Genomic DNA, 16,475 nt, shown 5'->3' on the forward strand with positions numbered 1-16,475 from the left:
TCTTTTTTTATGCTTTCGGGAAGCGTATCGTGACTTCTGTCCCCTCGCCCTCTTGGCTCTTCAGCTCGACCACCGCGCCATGCATCTGTGCGCCGTGCTTTACGATCGAAAGCCCCAGCCCGGTGCCGCCCGTCAGCTTGGAACGGCTCTTGTCCACGCGGTAAAACCGCTCGAACACCCGCGCCTGATCGGCCGGCGCAATGCCGATGCCCGTATCAGACACGCGAAGCGCCGGCGCACCGTCCAGCGTGCCCGTCCACAGCGTCACGCTGCCGCCCGGTTTGTTATACGCGATCGCGTTGTCCGCCAGATTGAACGCCATCTGCCCGATTACCGCGCGCACGCCGGGGACAGAGACCGCCTCCCCCGTCAGGCATAGGCGCACCGCCTGCCCCTCCGCTTTCTGCCCAAGCCTTGCGCATACGCTTTCACAGACCGCACGCAGATCGACCGGCTCAAACGGCTCCTGCGCCGCCGCTTCATCGAGCCGTGACAGGCGCAAAATATCCTCGATCAGCCCGAGCAGCCGCCCCGCCTCGGTGCGGATATTGCCCGCAAAGCGCGACACGTCGCCCGGCTTTGCCACGCCGTTTTCAATGATCTCGGCGTAGCCCATGATAGAAGTCAGCGGCGTTTTGAGCTCGTGCGACACGTTTGCTGAAAATTCACGCCGCTGTTTTTCGGCCTGCTCCCGCTCGGTCACATCGACCGAGAACAGCACCGCCGCGTGTGCCTGCCGCTCGCTCCGCACCGGGCTCGCCGTAAGCGCGTAAACGCGCCCATTTTTCTCCAGCCGCCCGGACGCGCTCTCGCCCGCGAGCGCGGCCTCGGCCACGCGCACGTAGTCCGTTTCGCGGCACAGCGCCAGATAACTGCCGCCCGCCTCTCCGAACAGCGCGCGCGCCGTACGGTTGCAAAATAGCGCCTCGCCCTCCTCGGAAAACAGGACAAGCCCCTCGTCCATGCCCGCGGTGATCTCGTCAAATTCCGCCTGACGGCGCGAAAGCTCGCCAAGCTGCAATTCCACCTTGCGGTTTTGCCTGTCCAAGCGGCGCAACAGGGGCGAAAGCTCGTCATACGCGTCGTCCGCCAAGGGGTTCGACAGGTCGAGCCGCTCGATCGGCCCCAGAAACACATGCGTCAGCCAGCTCGCGAGCAGCGAGGCGACCAGCAGCGTCAGCAGCAGCACGAGCACGATCCACGGCGAGACCGCGGAGAGCGCGCCCAGCGCACTGTCCGCCGTGCTCGATACGCGCAGCACATTTCCGTCCGCCAGACGGCGCGCCGCGTAATAAGTGCGCTTGTCCATTGTTTCCGAGAGGCGGTCGTCCTCGCCCGTGCCGGTTTCCAACGCCTGCCGCACCTCGGGACGCGACAAATGGTTTTCCATTTCATCCTGCTCGGCGCGGTTGTCAAACAGCACCTCGCCCGTGGGAGCAATCAGCGTAATGCGGTCGGCATAACTGTGCGCGAGCGAAACGACCTCGTCCGCCTGCCCGCCGTTTTCGTGCGCCGCCTGCTCCAGAAAGGCGCATTCGCTGCGCAGCCGCGAACGCACGTCGTCCGCAAGGCCGGAATAAAACGCAAACAGCAGCATGGAAACGGTAAGTCCCGCGGTGAGAAAGGCGGTCAGAAAAATGCTGCCGAACAAGCGTTTCCTCATGCCTGCCCTCCCATGCGGTAGCCCACGCCGCGTACGGTCTCGATCTGCGCGCCGCACGCGCCCAGCTTCTGCCGCAGCGTGCGGATATGCACATCGACCGTGCGGGTCTCGCTCTCGCTGCCGTAGCCCCAAACGGTCTCGAGCAGCACGTCCCGTGTCAGCACCGCGCCGCGGTTTCGCAAAAGCAGCGTCAAAAGCTGATACTCCTTGAGCGTGAGCTGCACCGGCCTGCCGTCCGCCCACGTTTCATGCGCCCGCTCGTCCACGCGGATCGCGCCCGCCTCAAGCGGCGCGGTGGCCACGTCCGCCTCCGCGGGCTTTGCGCGGCGCAGAACGGCCTTGATGCGCGCAACCAGCTCCATCATGCCAAACGGCTTTGCGATATAATCGTCCGCGCCCGCGTCCAGACCGACCACCTTGTCGTATTCCGTGTTCTTGGCGGTCAGCAGGATAACCGGTACCCCGACGGTTTCCGGCATGGCGCGAAGCCGGCGCAGGATGGATACCCCGTCCTGCCCCGGCAGCATGATATCGAGCAAAATCAGATCCGGTATTTCACCGCACAGAGCGGAAAACAGCTTTTCGCCCGCGTCGAAGCCCCGCGCGGGAAAGCCGGTGTTTTGCAGGGTGTAAACGACCAGTTCACGGATGCCCTCGTCATCCTCGACGCAGTAGATCATGCGTGTCCTCCCAATTAGTCAGATTTGTGCTCGCCCGTGATCGAAAATTCGACCCATTCCGCGATGTTGGTCGCGTGGTCGCCGATGCGTTCCAAATATTTAGCGATCATCAGCACGTCGAGCACACGCTCGCCGTCCGACGGGTCGCGCGCGATCTCAGCAATCAGATCCTGCCGGATGCAGCCGAACAAATCGTCCACCACGTCGTCGTACGCGATCACACTTTGCGCGAGCGTCAGGTCGCGGCGCACGAACGCGTCCAGGCTGTCCGTGACCATTTTGATCGTCGCCGCCGCCATTTCGTCAATGCGCGGCGTGTGGCGCAGGCCGCCCTCCAGGTAGCTGACGATCTCCGCGATATCGCTCGCCTGGTCGCCGATGCGCTCGATGTCGGTAATCATTTTGAGCACGGCCGATATCAGGCGCAGGTCGCGCGCGACCGGCTGCTGCTGCAGAAGCAGCTTGAGGCACATGGATTCGATCTCACGTTCCATCTGGTCGATCTCATGGTCGACCTGAATGGCATTTTTGGCGAGCAGCATGTCGCCCGTCATCAGCGCCTTGACCGCGCTCGCAATTGCATTTTCACATTTTGCGCCCATCGAGATCAGCTCGTTGTTGAGCGCCATAAGCTGTATGTCAAACCGGTTTCGCATCAGCCGAACCTCCCCGTAATGTAGTCTTCCGTGCGTTTGTCCTGCGGCACCGAAAACAGCTTTTCGGTCTTGCCCGTCTCGACGATCTCGCCGAGCAGGAAAAACGCGGTCACATCGGACACGCGGGTGGCCTGCTGCATATTGTGCGTCACCATGACAATAGTATAATCTTTTTTCAGTTCCAGCACAAGGTCTTCAATCTTGGCGGTCGAAATCGGGTCGAGCGCCGAGGTCGGCTCGTCCATGAGCAGCACCTCGGGGTCGGCCGCGAGCGCACGCGCGATGCAGAGCCGCTGCTGTTGCCCGCCCGACATGGAAAGCGCCGATTTTTTAAGGCAGTCCTTTGCTTCGTCCCAAATCGCCGCGCGCCGCAGCGAGGTTTCGACGATCTCATCGAGCTGCACGCGGCTTTTCACGCCGTGCGTGCGCGGCCCATAGGCGATGTTGTCGTAAATTGACATAGGGAACGGGTTTGGCTTCTGAAACACCATGCCGACGCGCTTTCGCAGCAGGTTCACATCGCAGTTGCGGTAAATATCCTCGCCGTCCAGCCGGATGTCTCCCGTGATGCGGCAGCCCTCAACCAGATCGTTCATGCGGTTTAAAGAGCGCAGAAGCGTCGATTTGCCGCAGCCAGACGGGCCGATAAACGCCGTGATCTCATTTTCCGCAATGCGCAGATCGACATTTTTGAGTGCATGGAACGCGCCGTAATGCAGGTTCATGTCTTCGATCGTAATTTTATCCATGTTGCCTCCGTTACTTTTTGGTGATCCTGCGCGCGATCAGCGCCGACAGGGTATTCATCAGCAGCACGACCGCGAGCAGCACGACCGCTGTCGCATACGCCTCGTTCATATGCAGCCCCTCGCCCGAGAGCACATACATATGAATGGCCAGCGTGCGGCCCGATTGCAGAAGTCCGGGGATCTGTGCCATCGTGCCCGCGGTAAAAATGAGCGCGGCGGTCTCGCCGACGATGCGTCCGATGCTCAGGATGACGCCCGACAGGATGCCCGGCATCGCGCTCGGCAGCACGATGCGGAACACCGTGCGAAGCCTTCCCGCGCCCAGCCCGAACGACGCTTCCCGGAAAGAATCCGGCACCGCCATCAGCGCTTCCTCCGCCGTGCGCATGACGAGCGGCAGGATCATGATGGCAAGCGTCATTGCACCCGCAAGCAGCGAATAGCCCCAATGCAGCCGCGTGACGAAAAACAGCATTCCAAACAGGCCGTAAACGATGGAAGGGATGCCCGAAAGCGTTTCAGCCGTCACGCGGATGAGCGCGACCAGCCGATTGCCGCGCGCCGCGTATTCGTTTAAGTAGATCGCGGTGAACAGGCCGAACGGCACGGCCATCGCCAGCGCGAGCAGCGTCATTTCGAGCGTTGTAACGATGGCGGGGAACATCGAAACGTTGTCCGAGTTGTATTCCAGCGCAAACAGCGAGGCCTTGAGGTGCGGCACGCCACTCCATAAAATATACCCGATCAGGAACAGCAGTACGGCAAAGGTCAGCAGGGCCGCCGCATACACCAGCCCCTTTTGCACCCGGGCTTTCATGCGGCCATGCAGCCGCCGCGGGCGGGCCTTTTCCTGCACAGCCGTCTTTTTCAGTGTCACTTGGTCGGTCATACCGTATCCTTTCTCCGTTTGAGCACGGAAAACGTCAGGTTGATGAGCAGGATAAACACGAACAGCACCACCCCGGTCGCGATCAGCGCTTCGCGGTGGAGGTCGGTCGCGTAGCCCATCTCCAACACGATATTGGCGGTCAGCGTGCGGATGCCCTTGAGCAGGTTTCCTGTCGCGCGGGGCTGGTTGCCCGCTACCATGATGACCGCCATGGTCTCGCCGATCGCGCGGCCCACGCCGAGCACGACCGATGCCAGCACGCCCGAACGCGCGGCGGGCAGCATGACCAAGAACACCGCCCGTTCATGGCTTGCCCCCATTGCGACCGCACCCTCATAGTACGAAGAGGGCACTGCGCGCAGCGCGGCTTCGGACACGCCGATGACGGTCGGCAGGATCATGATGCCGAGCAGAAGCGAGGCGGTCAGGATCGAGGAGCCGTCGCCACCCCAGCCGGTCACATTTTTTGAGCCCAGAAAGCGGATGGCAGGCACGAGGACCACCATGCCGAAAAAGCCGTACACGATGGAGGGGATCCCTGCGAGCAGCTCGGTGCAGGGCTTTAATACGCCGTAGAGGCGTTTGGGGCAGTAAAACGCCATAAAAATCGCGGTCAGCAGGCCGATCGGCACACCGACAGCGATCGCGCCCGCCGTGATATAGACGCTGCCCAAAATCATCGGCAGAATGCCGAACGCGGCCGGCTGGCTGGTGGGCGACCATTTGCCGCCAAGCAGAAAATCCGCAAGGCCGATCTCGCGCATGGCGGGCACACCGCTGGCAAATAGAAACACACAGATCAGCGCCACCGCGAGAATGGACGCCAGTGCGCTGACAAAGAACACACCGTGCATCGCCTTTTCCCGAAATTGCTTCATTTATTCTCCCTCGCAGACAGAGGCAAAGGGCGAACCATGTCCGCCCGCCCCGTGTTGTTCCTATCCGTTATGCGGCAAGCTCGCTCCAGTCAGTCACCGCGCCGACATATACGCTTTTGATCTGCTCGGTGGTCAGTCCGTCCAGCGTGTTTTCCGGATGGACGACGACCGCGATGCCGTCGAGCGCGATGGCTGTGCCGGTGAGCTCCGCAGTCTCCGAATCCTTCAGTTCGCGCGACGCCATGCCGATGTCAAACGTGCCGTCCACCGCGCCGGTCATGCCAGCGGTCGAATCCGAGGTCTGCAAGTCGATCTGCGCACCCGGGTTAAGCGCCTTATATGCCTCGATCAGCTTTTCCATGACCGGGGCAACCGAGGATGAACCGCCCACGGTGATCTTGCCGGAAGATCCGTCGCTCGCGAACGCCTCGGCGGCGTCCGAGATCTCGATGTACTTATTGTCCACGACGACCTGCTGGCCTTCCTTCGACAGGATAAACCGGATAAAGTCCGCCGCGACGCCCTGCGGTTCGCCCTTGGTGGCGATATTAAACGCGCGGGCCAGCGTATATGCGCCCGATTTGACGTTTTCCGTCGTTGCTTCCACGCCGTCCACCGAAAGCGCCTTGACCGTATCGTTCAGCGAGCCGAGAGACACATAGCCGATCGCGGCCGGATTTCCCGCAACGCTGGTCAGCACCACGTCCGTCTTGTTGGCGATCTGCGCATCCACGGTCGTGTTGTCCACCTTGTTGCCGTCCGCATCCTTTTCCTCAACGCCGGTCAGCTCAACGAACGCGCCGCGCGTTCCCGAGCCGTCCTCACGGGAAATGACAGTGATCGCGCCCGACATGCCGGTTTCTTCCTTGCCGGATGCTTCCGCATCCGGGCCTTTCCCGGCGTACTGGTCTTCGTTGCCGCAGCCGGCAAGCGCGCCGCAGAGCAGAGCGCCCGCGAGCAGCAGAGAAGCAAGTTTTTTCATATGAAGTCTTTCTCCTTTTATCCATTGTTTTTTGATACAAGACCATCATACAAAGCGCTTGTTAAATCTAAAAGCTAGACCATGTTAAATCCAAGTAAAGTGTAAACTTTTGTGTAAAGCGTGCAAAAAAGCACGGAGAAACAATTGTTTCTCCGTGCTTTTCCCGCTAAATCTGTTCAGGTACTCCGCTTTTTCCGGAAATACCCGAGATAGAGCACCCCCGCGGCCATGCTCCAGAAATAGGCCATCATATAGGGCACTTCAAAAATGTTTTCAAAATAACAGTGTGTCAGCACGCCCATCATTCCCGCAAACATCGACACCGCCAGCACGCGGCTTCGGTCGGTCTCGGTAAAGTTCGTGCGGCCGACGGCCCGCAGGCACCATAGCACCAGACCCACCAGCAGGATGATGAAAAAGATCAGGCCGATATAGCCCATCTCCACCAACGTCTTCAGATAGTAGTTATCCATATAGAAATAGGAGAAGGTGTCCGATTCCTCAATGATCTTATTCTGCATCGCGACCGCGCCGCCAAAGCGGCCCAACCCAAAGCCCAGCCACGGGTTGGATTCATGCAGCAGGTTCAGGCCGGTCTCCCAGCGCACCATGCGGCCCGCCCGCTGGCTGGCTTCGACATAGTCGGTGGTGAACAGATAGGTAATGCGGTTGGCAATGGAGGGAATGGCGATCAGCGCGCCCGCGCCCGCCACACCCATCAGCGCGATCAGGCGGCGGTCCAAAAAGATCGCGAACACGACGACCGCGACCGCAAGCCCGCCCCACGCCCCCTTGGAGAACGTGAAGATGCACGACAGGCACATCATGCCGGTCGCCCCGATAGCGAGCACCTTGACCCACATCTTTCGGCTGTAATACGCGATGCCCGCCACCATGGGGGCGAACAGCACGAGCAGGCTGCCCATGATGTTTGGGCTGCCCGTGATCGAGAACACGCGCGTGCGCACGCTCTGTTCGGTCTGCGACACCCACGCCGCAGGGATCGGCGCGGCGACGATGTACTGGTAAATCCCATGCAGCCCGATGACAACCGCCATCGCGACCAGCGCGCCGTAAAAGATGGCAAAATCGCGGTCGTCCTCGATCAGCCGCGTGACCAAAAAGAACCAGAACAAATACTGCACAACCGCGCGGTAGCCGTCCACCGCGATGCCCGTGTTGGGGGACACCGCGCACATCAGGAAAAAGCCGACGCCGATGAACAGCAGCAGATACGCGTCCAGCGGCGTAGCGCGCAGCCCGCCGGGGGCGCGGCGCATCGCGGTGTGCCACAGGATGTAGGCCAGCGCCGCGAGCATCAGGCATTCATCCCACACCGAAGCGAGAAAGCCGGGCAGGTAGGAGCGGATGGCATAGTCAAGCGGCAGATACAGCGCGAGCGCGGTAAGCAGCAGGCCGCGCATGCCGAAAAACCGCACCACGCGCCCGATTATGCCGCCGCCGAGAAAATTGGACACCGGTTTCCAGACCGCGGTGCAGGCGCGGTATACGACGCTCTGCCGTGCCGCATCGCCCAGCCGCTCAACAAAGCGGCGCAGCGCGGCAAGCATTCGCGCATATCGGCTGCGCGCTGCATCCGGCAGCGGGGAGGCGCAAAATCGCTCCCACAGCCTGCAAAAATGCGACTGCGGATACGCGTCCCGGACTTTTTGGAAAAAGCCGGCGATCGCGCCCTGATGGTACCAGCCGCGAAGGCGCGAGAGCGCCCGCACGAACCGGCTGTTTTGCAAGATCGCTTTCATAGCTTATTCCTTTGCAATGTCGACCGAATCGATGTTTCCCGTGGTTTCAAAATCGTTGGTCTTGAGGATGAACGTGCGGCCGGCGCGCACCTCCTGCGTGCCGATCTTGGGCGAGGGCGCGTCCTCGGCGACCGTGGTCGCGATGGTGAACACAAGGTCTTTCTTGGTGCCGTCGAGCGCATCTACGATGCGGCCGTCGGCCGTCGTCACCTGCTGGACATAGTCCTCGACCTGCATATCAGTGATGGTGGCGTTCACATACTCGTTGCCGCTGACCAGCTTCTTGCCGACCTGGCTGTTTCGCGCGATCTCTTTCTGCATAAAGGGCGTCGCGCCGCGCACACGGATGACCACGGTCATATCAACCTGCTTGGACGCTGCCGCCGCGATCTGCGGCCCGAACAGCTTATAGCCTACGCCCGCGACGATCGCGATTGCGGCCAGCAGCACAAGCAGGTCGACAATGTTGATCACGCCGAACAGCTTGCCTTTTTCATTAATCACTTTCATGTTTTTCCTCCGTCTGTATGGAATACTTCCCTGCCATTATAGCACAGCGAAAGAGGTCGAACAAGCTGTTTTATCCCATAATCTCCCGCCAGACCTCGGCAAGCTTCCATTTAAACACGATCTTCTGCCCGTCCCCGTCCTGCTTGTCCGCCGGGGCTGCCTCGTCGCATACGACGGAAAACGCCGTGCACCACCATGCGCCCTGCGGCGGCTGGGGATACCATGCGCCGGCCGCGAACACCACAGCCGCGGCAAAAAACGCGCCGAGACCCTGCTTATCCCATTTCACTTTCATAAAAAAACCTCCGGACCAAAACTGGTGTTCCCAGTATGTCCCGGAGGAAATCTTCTTATACGATCTCTGTGAGAAAGGTGTCCGTAAACCGGTGCTGGAGCATCTTTGCCGCCGTGCGGGCGCGGCTTTCATCGGAAAACAGGCCGAAAACCGTCGGCCCAGAGCCGCTCATCAGCGTGCCGTCCGCGCCGTTTTCGGTCAAAAACGCCTTGATCTCTCCGATCTGGCGGCGCTTGCTTGCGGTCACATCCTCCATCACGTTGGAAAGACGTTTGCAGACGCCGGCCAGATCGCCTTTTTGGAGCGCTTTCACCATGCCGTCCGTATCCGGCCGCTTTTTTAGTTCGACCGCGTCGATCTGCCGGTAGGCCTCCTTGGTGGAGATGCCGAACGGCGGCTTGCACAGCACCACATGGCAGTGTGGCATATCAGGCAAGGGCGACAGCGTTTCCCCAATGCCCTCGGCCAGCATCGTGCCGCCGCGCAGGCAATAGGGCACGTCCGCACCCAGCTTTAAACCCATTTCGCACAACTCGCCGTCCGTCAGGCCGACCGCGTGCAGCGCGGAAAGCGCACGCAGCACGGCGGCCGCGTCGGTCGAGCCGCCGGCGAGTCCCGCGGCGACGGGAATGCGCTTCTCGATATGAATATCGACCGTTTCGAGCAGCGCGCCGGTCTCCTCATAGAAAAGCTCGGCCGCGCGGAATGCGAGGTTTCGGGAATCGGTCGGCAGGTAGGGCAGGTTGCAGGTCAGCCGGACGCCCTGCGGCTTTTTTTCCCCATGTGTGACCGTCACGGTCACATCGTCGTGCAGCGCGACCGTCTGCATGATCATTTTCACCGTATGGTATCCATCCGGCCGCGTGCCGGTCACATCGAGCGTCAGATTGATTTTGGCGCGCGCGTGGACGGTCGTCTCGTCATGCGTCACCGCTTGCTTGCTGAAAAACACTTATATCTCCACCTGTTCCGCCCGGCGGTTCCGGAAGACCGTGACCGAGGAGAAGCCCGCGCTCTTTGCAAGCGCGGCGCACTCCTCAATGCCGCGCCCGACCGTGTCCAGCGAATGGCTGTCGCTGCCGATCGAAATGCGCTCACCGCCAAGGCGTTTGTATTCTATCAAAATATTTTCCGGCGGGCCGACTTTTTTCTGCCAGCCTGCCATGCCCGCCGCGTTGAGCTCGAGTGCGTAGCCGCGCGAAATACACTCGCGCAGCACAGCGCTTACGCGGTCCATATACTGGTCGAACGAGGGCACATAATCTCCATGCCGCATCACGCGCAGCGGATAGTCGATGTGCGCGAGCACGTCGAACCCGCCGTGCCGCACGATCTTGAGCAGCTCATCGAAATAGTCCTGCATAAACGCGTCGCAGTCCAGATGCTCAAAATCATGAAAGTAAATATCGAGGTCGTTCGGCATCACGTGCAGCGAGCCGATGACCATATCGAATGAATGCGACTTTAGAAACGCATCGGCGCGCGGGTCAGCGTGCACCTGCCCGATCTCAATACCCACGAGCAGCTCGATCTCGTCCGCAAACACCTGCTTTGCCGCACGGATATCGCGCAGGCACGCCTCCACGTCCCGGTTATCGGACGGGTCGCGGCGGTGCAGAAAATCCAGATGATCGGTGATAGCCATGATCCCAATGCCGCGCGCGATGCAGGCACGCACCTTTTGTTCCACCGACTGTTCCGGCTCGGCGTCCGTTGAATAGCCGGTGTGCATATGTAGGTCTACCAGCATAAAGGGCCTCCTTACTGGGATAAAAATACGATAATGAACTGCATGAGGCACACGATGAGCGCCAGCGTCATCCCGGCGTTCAGCCAGATGACGCGCCCGGGCGCGCCGGACAGCGGGCCGTCCTCAAGGCAAAAGCCATGGTTCATGAGTTCCAAAATCAGCAATACGCCGCCCGCAATCAGGCACGCGAGCACGAGCAGCCCATATACGATCATTCCCGTTTCCCGGCTGCCGATCAGCAGCGGCACGCCCGAACCACACACATTATAAAGTGTATGCAGCGTGATAGGGACGATGAGCTGCCCTGTTTTGAAATAGACGGCGGCGAGCAGCAGCCCTAGCCCGAACGCATAAAAAAACTGCGTCAGGTTGCCGTGAAACAGGCCGAACAGCAGCGCCGAAATCACGGCGGCACGCCCCTGCCCATAGCGGGCGAGCCGGTCTGCAATCACGCCGCGAAACAGGAACTCCTCGCAAATGGGCGCGAGCACACATGCGCTCAGGATCGCCGCGGCGGGCGGCAGCAGGTCAAACACCTCGTTGAGCGCGTCCACCGGCGTCCGCCCGATCAGCCCGTATGCCAGATTATTGACCGCCGTGCCCACAAACGCGCCCAGCCACATGACCGCCATGCCGATGAAAAACCATTTCGCGATCTGGCTCATGCCCCATTCCTGCTGTGGGGCCGGCGTGCGGGGCACGCACCGCGTCAGGCGCAGCGCCAGCGGCAGCGCGACCGCGTAATGCCCGGCCAGAATCAGGATATAATAAATGGTCTCGGGGATGCCGCCCTGCGTGAGGTAGTCGACCCACATCACGGCGAACTGCCAGACGAGCGCGCACGCAAGCGTGACAACCAGCGAAAAACCGATGCGCGAACAATATTTCCGCTCAGCGCGCGCGTCAAACTCCTCCATAGGTTCCTCTCCTATCGCGCAAAAACAGGGCAAGGCTTCCCGCCCCGCCCTGTCGTTTGCGTTACTTGGCTTCGTTTACCAGGCGCTCGGTGTCCTTTGCGATCATCAGCTCTTCGTTGGTGGGGATGACCAGCACGCGGACGCGCGCCCAATCGATGGAAATATCCATCTGCTTGCCGCGGTATTTGTTCTTCTCCGGGTCGATCTTGACGCCGAGGTATTCCATGTGCTCGCACACATCCCAGCGAACAGAGCGGTCGTTCTCGCCCACGCCCGCGGTGAAGATGATCGCGTCGACGCCACCCATTTCCGCAATGTACGAGCCGATGATCTTCTTGACCGAGAGGTTGAACATGTCTTTCGCGAGCGCGGCGCGCGCGTTGCCGTCGGCGATCGCGGTGTCCAGATCGCGGAAATCGGAGGAAACGCCCGAAATACCGAGCATACCGGATTTCTTATTCAGGATATTGATGACCTGTGCGGCCGACAGCTTCTCATTTTCCGCCAAGAACTCAATGATGGCGGGATCGATGTTGCCCGCACGGGTGCCCATCGGCAGGCCGTCCAGCGGGGTGAAGCCCATCGAGGTGTCGAACGACTTGCCGCCGTTGATCGCGCAGATGGACGAGCCGTTGCCCAAATGGCAGGTGATCAGCTTAAGATCCTCGATCGGGCGGCCGAGCATGTCGGCGGCCTGCTGGGAAACATATTTGTGCGAGGTGCCGTGGAAGCCGTAGCGGCGGATCTTGTATTTATTGTAATATTCATAGGGGATGGCGTACATGTAGTGCGCCTGCGGCATGGTCTGGTGGAACGCGGTGTCAAACACGGCGACCATCGGCACGTCCGGCCCCATGACCTCGCGGCACGCCTGAATGCCGATCAGGTTGGGCGGGTTGTGGAGCGGCGCGAGCGGCACACAGTCCTCAATGGCTTTCAGCACCTTTTCTGTGATGATGACGCTGTCCGAGAAGAACTCGCCGCCATGCACAACGCGGTGGCCAACCGCGTCGATCTCGCTCATCGAGGAGATTACGCCCTTTTCGGGGTCGAGCAGAATATCGATGACCGCCTTGATGGCCTCGGAATGGGTCGCCATCGGCGTGTGGATGGTGAATTTCTCATCCGTCTTGTTCCCGGTATGCACCAGCACGCCGTCGATGCCGATACGCTCGCACAGGCCCTTGGCCATGACGTCGTTGGTCGACGTTTCCAGAAGCTGATACTTCAGCGAGGAACTACCGGCGTTGATAACCAGTACTTTCATTTTCAAAACTCCCTCATGCCCGTATTTTAGCGGCTTGCACACAGCCGCAAAAGCAGATATAATAATGATACAAATTCATTTTACACGATTTACCTCGATTACACAAGGATATTTTCGGTTTTTTTGGAGGTGCCCATGGCCGTTTGCGGCGTTGTTGCCGAATACAATCCGTTCCACACGGGACACGCGCACCATTTGTCCGAAACGCGCCGCGCGCTCGGCGAGGACACGGCAATCGTGTGCGCGATGAGCGGGAATTTCGTCCAACGGGGCGAGGACGCGCTTGTGGACAAATATATCCGCGCGCAGATGGCGGCACAAAATGGCGCAGATCTTGTCATCGAGCTGCCGCTTTGCTGCGCGCTGTCATCCGCCGAGGGCTTCGCCCGCGGCGCGGTGCAGACGCTGCGCGCGTTTTCGTGCGATACGCTGTCATTCGGCTGCGAATCGGGCGATGCGGCGCTTATTCAAAAAGCGGCCGACCTGCTCGATTCCCTTGCGTTTTCTCCCGAAAAGGGACTTTCCTACGCCGCATCCCGGCAAAAAGCGCTGCAAAAGCGCGACCCGGAGGCCGCCGCGCTGCTCGACGCGCCCAACAACACCCTTGCCATCGAATACTGCCGCACGATGCGCGGCACGGGTATGCGGCCGCTCGCCATCCCGCGCTTGGGCGCGGCGCACGACGCCGCCCTGCCCGCGGACGGTTTCGCCTCGGCCAGCCTTTTGCGCACGCGTATCCGCGCGGGCGGACTTGCGGACTGCGCCCCGTTCCTGCCCGAAAATGTGTTTGAATTGCTGCGGGACATACCGCCCACACCGCCTTTGGACGATCTGCTGTTCCCTATCCTGCGCCGCCTGCTGTCCGACGGCGCGCTTTCCACCGGCAGCCGTGACGGCTTTGATGAGCGCCTTGCTGCCGCCGTCCACAAAGCAGGCTGCTGGGCGGAGGCTGTTTCCCTCGCGCAGACTCGCCGCTTTCCCGCCGCCCGTGTGCGGCGCGCGCTCACGCGGCTCGCGCTTGGCGTCCCCGCGGACGCGGACGTGCTGCCGCAGTATCTGCGCGTGCTGGCAGTCGGCCCAAAGGGGCGGGTGCTTCTCAAAAATGTGCGGACCGAATTGCCCCTTATCATGAAACCCGTTTTAGAAAAACGGCTGCCCGCCGCTTTGCAGCCCGCCCTTTCCCGCGATGCGTTCGCGGACGACCTGTTTGCCCTCGCATCCCCCGATCCCGCCCGCCGCGCGGGCGGCTCGCATTTTCGTCAGACACCCTACTGCACGAAATGACAGGAGGCGCACGCCATGGAAAAATGCCCATATTGCTCGAAAGACATGCTCGACGGCACGCTGCTCGGCGACCGGAAAGCGCTCAAATGGAAGCCCAGGGACAAAACGCTCCTGCCCGGTCTCTGGGCGTGCGGCGGGCTGACGGTCGGCTCGCACGTGCCCACCGCCCGCGCTGAAGCGCGCGCCTGGTTTTGCTCCTACTGCCGGAAAGTGATCATCGATGTGGACAATTGCTGAGCGCCAAAAACCGCGGCTTTTAAAGGCCGCGGCTTTTTTGCAGAAACTACTTGACCTGTCGTAGTAATTCTGTTATAATTACTACGACAGATGAAGTAAAGGAGGCTCATTATGCTGGGAAGCGATGTCATGCGCGGCTATAACGACACGCTCATCCTGTGCCTGCTGATGGAAGGCGATTCCTACGGCTACGAAATCTCCAAGGAGATCGAAAAGCGCGCGCAAGGGCAATATTCGATCAAGGAAACGACGCTGTATTCAGCGTTTGGCCGGCTGGAGAAGCAGGGGTATGTCGCCTCCTACCAGGGGGACGAAACACAGGGGCGGCCGCGCACATATTACACCGTCACGGGCGCCGGGCGGCAATTCTACCGCGAAAAATGCGCCGAATGGCAGGTGCTTAAGCGCGTCGTCGACGCGTTCACAAGGGAGGAACAATCAGATGGAACAAATTCGTAATTATGTGGAGGCGTTGTTTGCCTCGCTGCCAAAGACTAAGGATATCGTCCAGATGAAGCTGGATATGCTCGAAAACCTCGAAGAGAAATACCACGCCTATCTCGCCGAGGGCAAAAACGAAAACGAGGCCGCAGGGCTGGTGATTGCGTCGATCGGCTCGCTGGACGATTTGCGCGCCGAGCTCGGGCTTTCGGAAGAAACGTCCGAAGCGCCTTTGGAGGACGCTCGCACAGCTGACCCCGCGCTGGCCGCAGAATACCGGAAGTTTAAAACCTCGATGGGTGTCGGCATCGCCGTGGCGGTCGCGCTGTTCATCCTATCGCCCGTCAGCTACATTTTCGGTGTGAGCGTTTTTTCCAAAACCGTGGGCATCTTCCTGTTCTTCCTGTGCATCGCCGCCGGTGTTGGTCTTTGCATCCTGTTTGGCGTGCGCGAGGAGTATTATGAGGATATGCTCGGGCTGAAAAAGAAAGACGACGAGGGTTCCGGCCGGCTGACCAAGCTGTTTTCCGCGATCGCCTTTCCAATCGCCGCCGTGATCTACCTGTGCCTCGGATTTTTTGCCGACCTGTGGCACCCGGGCTGGATCATTTTCGTCGTCACGGGCGTGCTGACCGGCGCGATCGCTGCGATCGAAGAATACCGCCGCGGTTAAAACCATAGGCAAACCCCTTTCGTTATGCTATAATAATCCGGTAGCATAATTAAAGGGGTTTCAAAAAATATGATCGGTTTGGGGACAATTATCAACGTCGGCACCGTGCTCGCGGGCACGACCATCGGCCTGCTGCTTAAAAACGGCCTGCCGCAGCGCTTTGAGCGCACCATTTTGCAGGCTTTGGGGCTGTGCACGTTCTTTATCGGCATCGGCGGCGCGGTTTCCGGGCTTGTGACCATCGAAAACGGCGCGCTCGCCACGCAGCACACCATGCTGCTCGTGCTGTGCCTGATGCTGGGCGCACTCATCGGAGAGGGCATCGACATCGAGGCTCGGCTCGACCGCCTAGGCGAGGCGTGCAAAAGAAAGCTGTCGGACGAGGGCGACAGCCGCTTTGTCGAGGGCTTTGTCACCGCGTCGCTGCTGTTCTGCGTGGGGGCGATGGCAATTGTCGGCGCGCTGGAGGACGGTCTGAGCGGCGATCCCTCCATCCTCATCGCCAAGGCCATTCTGGACGGCATCGCCGCCATCGTTTTCGCGGCCTCGCTCGGCAAGGGCGTGTACCTGTCCGCCGTCACGCTGGCTATTTACCAAGGCGGCATCACGCTGCTCGCCGGGGCGATACGCCCGTGGCTGTCGGACGCGCTCATCAGCCAGATCTCTTGTATCGGTTCAGTGCTGATTTTCGGGCTGGGCTTCAATCTGATGTTTGATAAAAAAGTGAAAGTGGGCAATTTACTGCCCGCGATGTTCCTGCCGATCTTATTCTATTTTCTCGGCCGGTTCATTCCGGCGGTCGGCGCGCTGTAAATAATAAAAAGGAGGCTTAGAAAAGCCT

Annotated in this window: 19 protein-coding genes; 5 read left to right on the top strand and 14 right to left on the bottom strand. The window is 60.4% G+C overall.

Annotation, left to right across the window (positions count from 1 at the left end):
* Positions 1-7 precede the first annotated feature (7 nt).
* From SO058_RS04615 to SO058_RS04680, 14 genes are all read right to left on the bottom strand, one after another.
* Positions 8-1,663, bottom strand: coding sequence for a sensor histidine kinase (locus tag SO058_RS04615; RefSeq protein WP_320841824.1), 1,656 nt, complete (start codon positions 1,661-1,663; stop codon positions 8-10).
* A complete protein-coding gene (locus SO058_RS04620) occupies positions 1,660-2,343 on the bottom strand; it encodes a response regulator transcription factor (RefSeq protein WP_320841825.1) in 684 nt (227 codons plus the stop codon). Before SO058_RS04620 ends, SO058_RS04615 begins: the two co-directional genes overlap by 4 nt.
* A 14-nt stretch (positions 2,344-2,357) precedes the next feature.
* Entirely contained in the window at positions 2,358-2,999 is a 642-nt protein-coding gene (gene phoU / locus SO058_RS04625; protein ID WP_320841826.1) for a phosphate signaling complex protein PhoU, read from the bottom strand.
* On the bottom strand, positions 2,999-3,748 hold the full coding sequence (gene pstB / locus SO058_RS04630; RefSeq protein WP_320841827.1) for a phosphate ABC transporter ATP-binding protein PstB: 750 nt from the start codon (positions 3,746-3,748) through the stop codon (positions 2,999-3,001). The genes phoU and pstB overlap by 1 nt, the downstream gene beginning before the upstream one ends.
* Positions 3,749-3,758: 10 nt before the next feature.
* Complete coding sequence (gene pstA, locus SO058_RS04635; RefSeq protein WP_320841876.1) at positions 3,759-4,565, bottom strand: phosphate ABC transporter permease PstA; 807 nt, start codon at positions 4,563-4,565, stop codon at positions 3,759-3,761.
* A 68-nt stretch (positions 4,566-4,633) separates the two neighbouring features.
* Positions 4,634-5,515 (bottom strand): phosphate ABC transporter permease subunit PstC, encoded by an 882-nt coding sequence (gene pstC / locus SO058_RS04640; protein WP_320841828.1) that lies wholly within the window; start codon positions 5,513-5,515, stop codon positions 4,634-4,636.
* 67 nt (positions 5,516-5,582) lie between these two features.
* A complete protein-coding gene (locus SO058_RS04645) occupies positions 5,583-6,497 on the bottom strand; it encodes a substrate-binding domain-containing protein (RefSeq protein ID WP_320841829.1) in 915 nt (304 codons plus the stop codon).
* 176 nt (positions 6,498-6,673) lie between these two features.
* Positions 6,674-8,260 carry an O-antigen ligase family protein gene (locus SO058_RS04650; protein WP_320841830.1) on the bottom strand — a complete coding sequence of 529 codons (1,587 nt, stop codon included), beginning with the start codon at positions 8,258-8,260 and terminating at the stop codon, positions 6,674-6,676.
* A gap of 3 nt (positions 8,261-8,263) precedes the next feature.
* The gene (locus SO058_RS04655; RefSeq protein WP_320841831.1) at positions 8,264-8,770 is read right to left on the bottom strand and encodes a DUF4330 domain-containing protein; all 507 of its coding nucleotides are present in this window, start codon (positions 8,768-8,770) and stop codon (positions 8,264-8,266) included.
* Between the two features lie 70 nt (positions 8,771-8,840).
* A complete protein-coding gene (locus SO058_RS04660) occupies positions 8,841-9,065 on the bottom strand; it encodes a hypothetical protein (protein WP_320841832.1) in 225 nt (74 codons plus the stop codon).
* A gap of 55 nt (positions 9,066-9,120) precedes the next feature.
* Positions 9,121-10,017, bottom strand: coding sequence for a 4-(cytidine 5'-diphospho)-2-C-methyl-D-erythritol kinase (ispE, locus tag SO058_RS04665; RefSeq protein WP_320841833.1), 897 nt, complete (start codon positions 10,015-10,017; stop codon positions 9,121-9,123).
* A complete protein-coding gene (locus SO058_RS04670; RefSeq protein WP_320841834.1) occupies positions 10,018-10,815 on the bottom strand; it encodes a histidinol-phosphatase HisJ family protein in 798 nt (265 codons plus the stop codon).
* 11 nt (positions 10,816-10,826) lie between these two features.
* Positions 10,827-11,732, bottom strand: coding sequence for a CPBP family intramembrane glutamic endopeptidase (locus SO058_RS04675; RefSeq protein ID WP_320841835.1), 906 nt, complete (start codon positions 11,730-11,732; stop codon positions 10,827-10,829).
* Positions 11,733-11,793: 61 nt separating this feature from the next.
* Positions 11,794-12,999 carry an acetate/propionate family kinase gene (locus SO058_RS04680; RefSeq protein ID WP_320841836.1) on the bottom strand — a complete coding sequence of 402 codons (1,206 nt, stop codon included), beginning with the start codon at positions 12,997-12,999 and terminating at the stop codon, positions 11,794-11,796.
* A 135-nt stretch (positions 13,000-13,134) separates the two neighbouring features.
* Here SO058_RS04680 and SO058_RS04685 point away from each other — a divergent pair, with 135 nt between their 5' ends.
* From SO058_RS04685 to SO058_RS04705, 5 genes are all read left to right on the top strand, one after another.
* The gene (locus SO058_RS04685) at positions 13,135-14,283 is read left to right on the top strand and encodes a tRNA(Met) cytidine acetate ligase (protein ID WP_320841837.1); all 1,149 of its coding nucleotides are present in this window, start codon (positions 13,135-13,137) and stop codon (positions 14,281-14,283) included.
* A 15-nt stretch (positions 14,284-14,298) separates the two neighbouring features.
* The gene (locus tag SO058_RS04690) at positions 14,299-14,520 is read left to right on the top strand and encodes a PF20097 family protein (RefSeq protein ID WP_320841838.1); all 222 of its coding nucleotides are present in this window, start codon (positions 14,299-14,301) and stop codon (positions 14,518-14,520) included.
* Positions 14,521-14,631: 111 nt separating this feature from the next.
* Positions 14,632-14,979, top strand: a complete 348-nt coding sequence (locus SO058_RS04695) for a PadR family transcriptional regulator (RefSeq protein ID WP_320841839.1) — start codon at positions 14,632-14,634, stop codon at positions 14,977-14,979.
* Positions 14,963-15,634, top strand: a complete 672-nt coding sequence (locus SO058_RS04700) for a permease prefix domain 1-containing protein (protein WP_320841840.1) — start codon at positions 14,963-14,965, stop codon at positions 15,632-15,634. Before SO058_RS04695 ends, SO058_RS04700 begins: the two co-directional genes overlap by 17 nt.
* A gap of 69 nt (positions 15,635-15,703) precedes the next feature.
* Positions 15,704-16,447 carry a DUF554 domain-containing protein gene (locus SO058_RS04705; protein ID WP_320841841.1) on the top strand — a complete coding sequence of 248 codons (744 nt, stop codon included), beginning with the start codon at positions 15,704-15,706 and terminating at the stop codon, positions 16,445-16,447.
* Positions 16,448-16,475 lie beyond the last annotated feature (28 nt).

It is taken from the genome of Agathobaculum sp. (assembly GCF_034098985.1).
GTDB lineage: Bacteria > Bacillota > Clostridia > Oscillospirales > Butyricicoccaceae > Agathobaculum.

Excerpts from the sequence above, each read along its gene's own strand:
- SO058_RS04615 (WP_320841824.1), bottom strand. The coding sequence starts at position 1,663 with ATGAGGAAACGCTTGTTCGGCAGCATTTTTCTGACCGCCTTTCTCACC.
- SO058_RS04620 (WP_320841825.1), bottom strand. The coding sequence starts at position 2,343 with ATGATCTACTGCGTCGAGGATGACGAGGGCATCCGTGAACTGGTCGTT.
- phoU (WP_320841826.1), bottom strand. The coding sequence starts at position 2,999 with ATGCGAAACCGGTTTGACATACAGCTTATGGCGCTCAACAACGAGCTG.
- pstB (WP_320841827.1), bottom strand. The coding sequence starts at position 3,748 with ATGGATAAAATTACGATCGAAGACATGAACCTGCATTACGGCGCGTTC.
- pstA (WP_320841876.1), bottom strand. The coding sequence starts at position 4,565 with ATGAAAGCCCGGGTGCAAAAGGGGCTGGTGTATGCGGCGGCCCTGCTG.
- pstC (WP_320841828.1), bottom strand. The coding sequence starts at position 5,515 with ATGAAGCAATTTCGGGAAAAGGCGATGCACGGTGTGTTCTTTGTCAGC.
- SO058_RS04645 (WP_320841829.1), bottom strand. The coding sequence starts at position 6,497 with ATGAAAAAACTTGCTTCTCTGCTGCTCGCGGGCGCTCTGCTCTGCGGC.
- SO058_RS04650 (WP_320841830.1), bottom strand. The coding sequence starts at position 8,260 with ATGAAAGCGATCTTGCAAAACAGCCGGTTCGTGCGGGCGCTCTCGCGC.
- SO058_RS04655 (WP_320841831.1), bottom strand. The coding sequence starts at position 8,770 with ATGAAAGTGATTAATGAAAAAGGCAAGCTGTTCGGCGTGATCAACATT.
- SO058_RS04660 (WP_320841832.1), bottom strand. The coding sequence starts at position 9,065 with ATGAAAGTGAAATGGGATAAGCAGGGTCTCGGCGCGTTTTTTGCCGCG.
- SO058_RS04670 (WP_320841834.1), bottom strand. The coding sequence starts at position 10,815 with ATGCTGGTAGACCTACATATGCACACCGGCTATTCAACGGACGCCGAG.
- SO058_RS04675 (WP_320841835.1), bottom strand. The coding sequence starts at position 11,732 with ATGGAGGAGTTTGACGCGCGCGCTGAGCGGAAATATTGTTCGCGCATC.
- SO058_RS04680 (WP_320841836.1), bottom strand. The coding sequence starts at position 12,999 with ATGAAAGTACTGGTTATCAACGCCGGTAGTTCCTCGCTGAAGTATCAG.
- SO058_RS04685 (WP_320841837.1), top strand. The coding sequence starts at position 13,135 with ATGGCCGTTTGCGGCGTTGTTGCCGAATACAATCCGTTCCACACGGGA.
- SO058_RS04690 (WP_320841838.1), top strand. The coding sequence starts at position 14,299 with ATGGAAAAATGCCCATATTGCTCGAAAGACATGCTCGACGGCACGCTG.
- SO058_RS04695 (WP_320841839.1), top strand. The coding sequence starts at position 14,632 with ATGCTGGGAAGCGATGTCATGCGCGGCTATAACGACACGCTCATCCTG.
- SO058_RS04700 (WP_320841840.1), top strand. The coding sequence starts at position 14,963 with ATGGAACAAATTCGTAATTATGTGGAGGCGTTGTTTGCCTCGCTGCCA.
- SO058_RS04705 (WP_320841841.1), top strand. The coding sequence starts at position 15,704 with ATGATCGGTTTGGGGACAATTATCAACGTCGGCACCGTGCTCGCGGGC.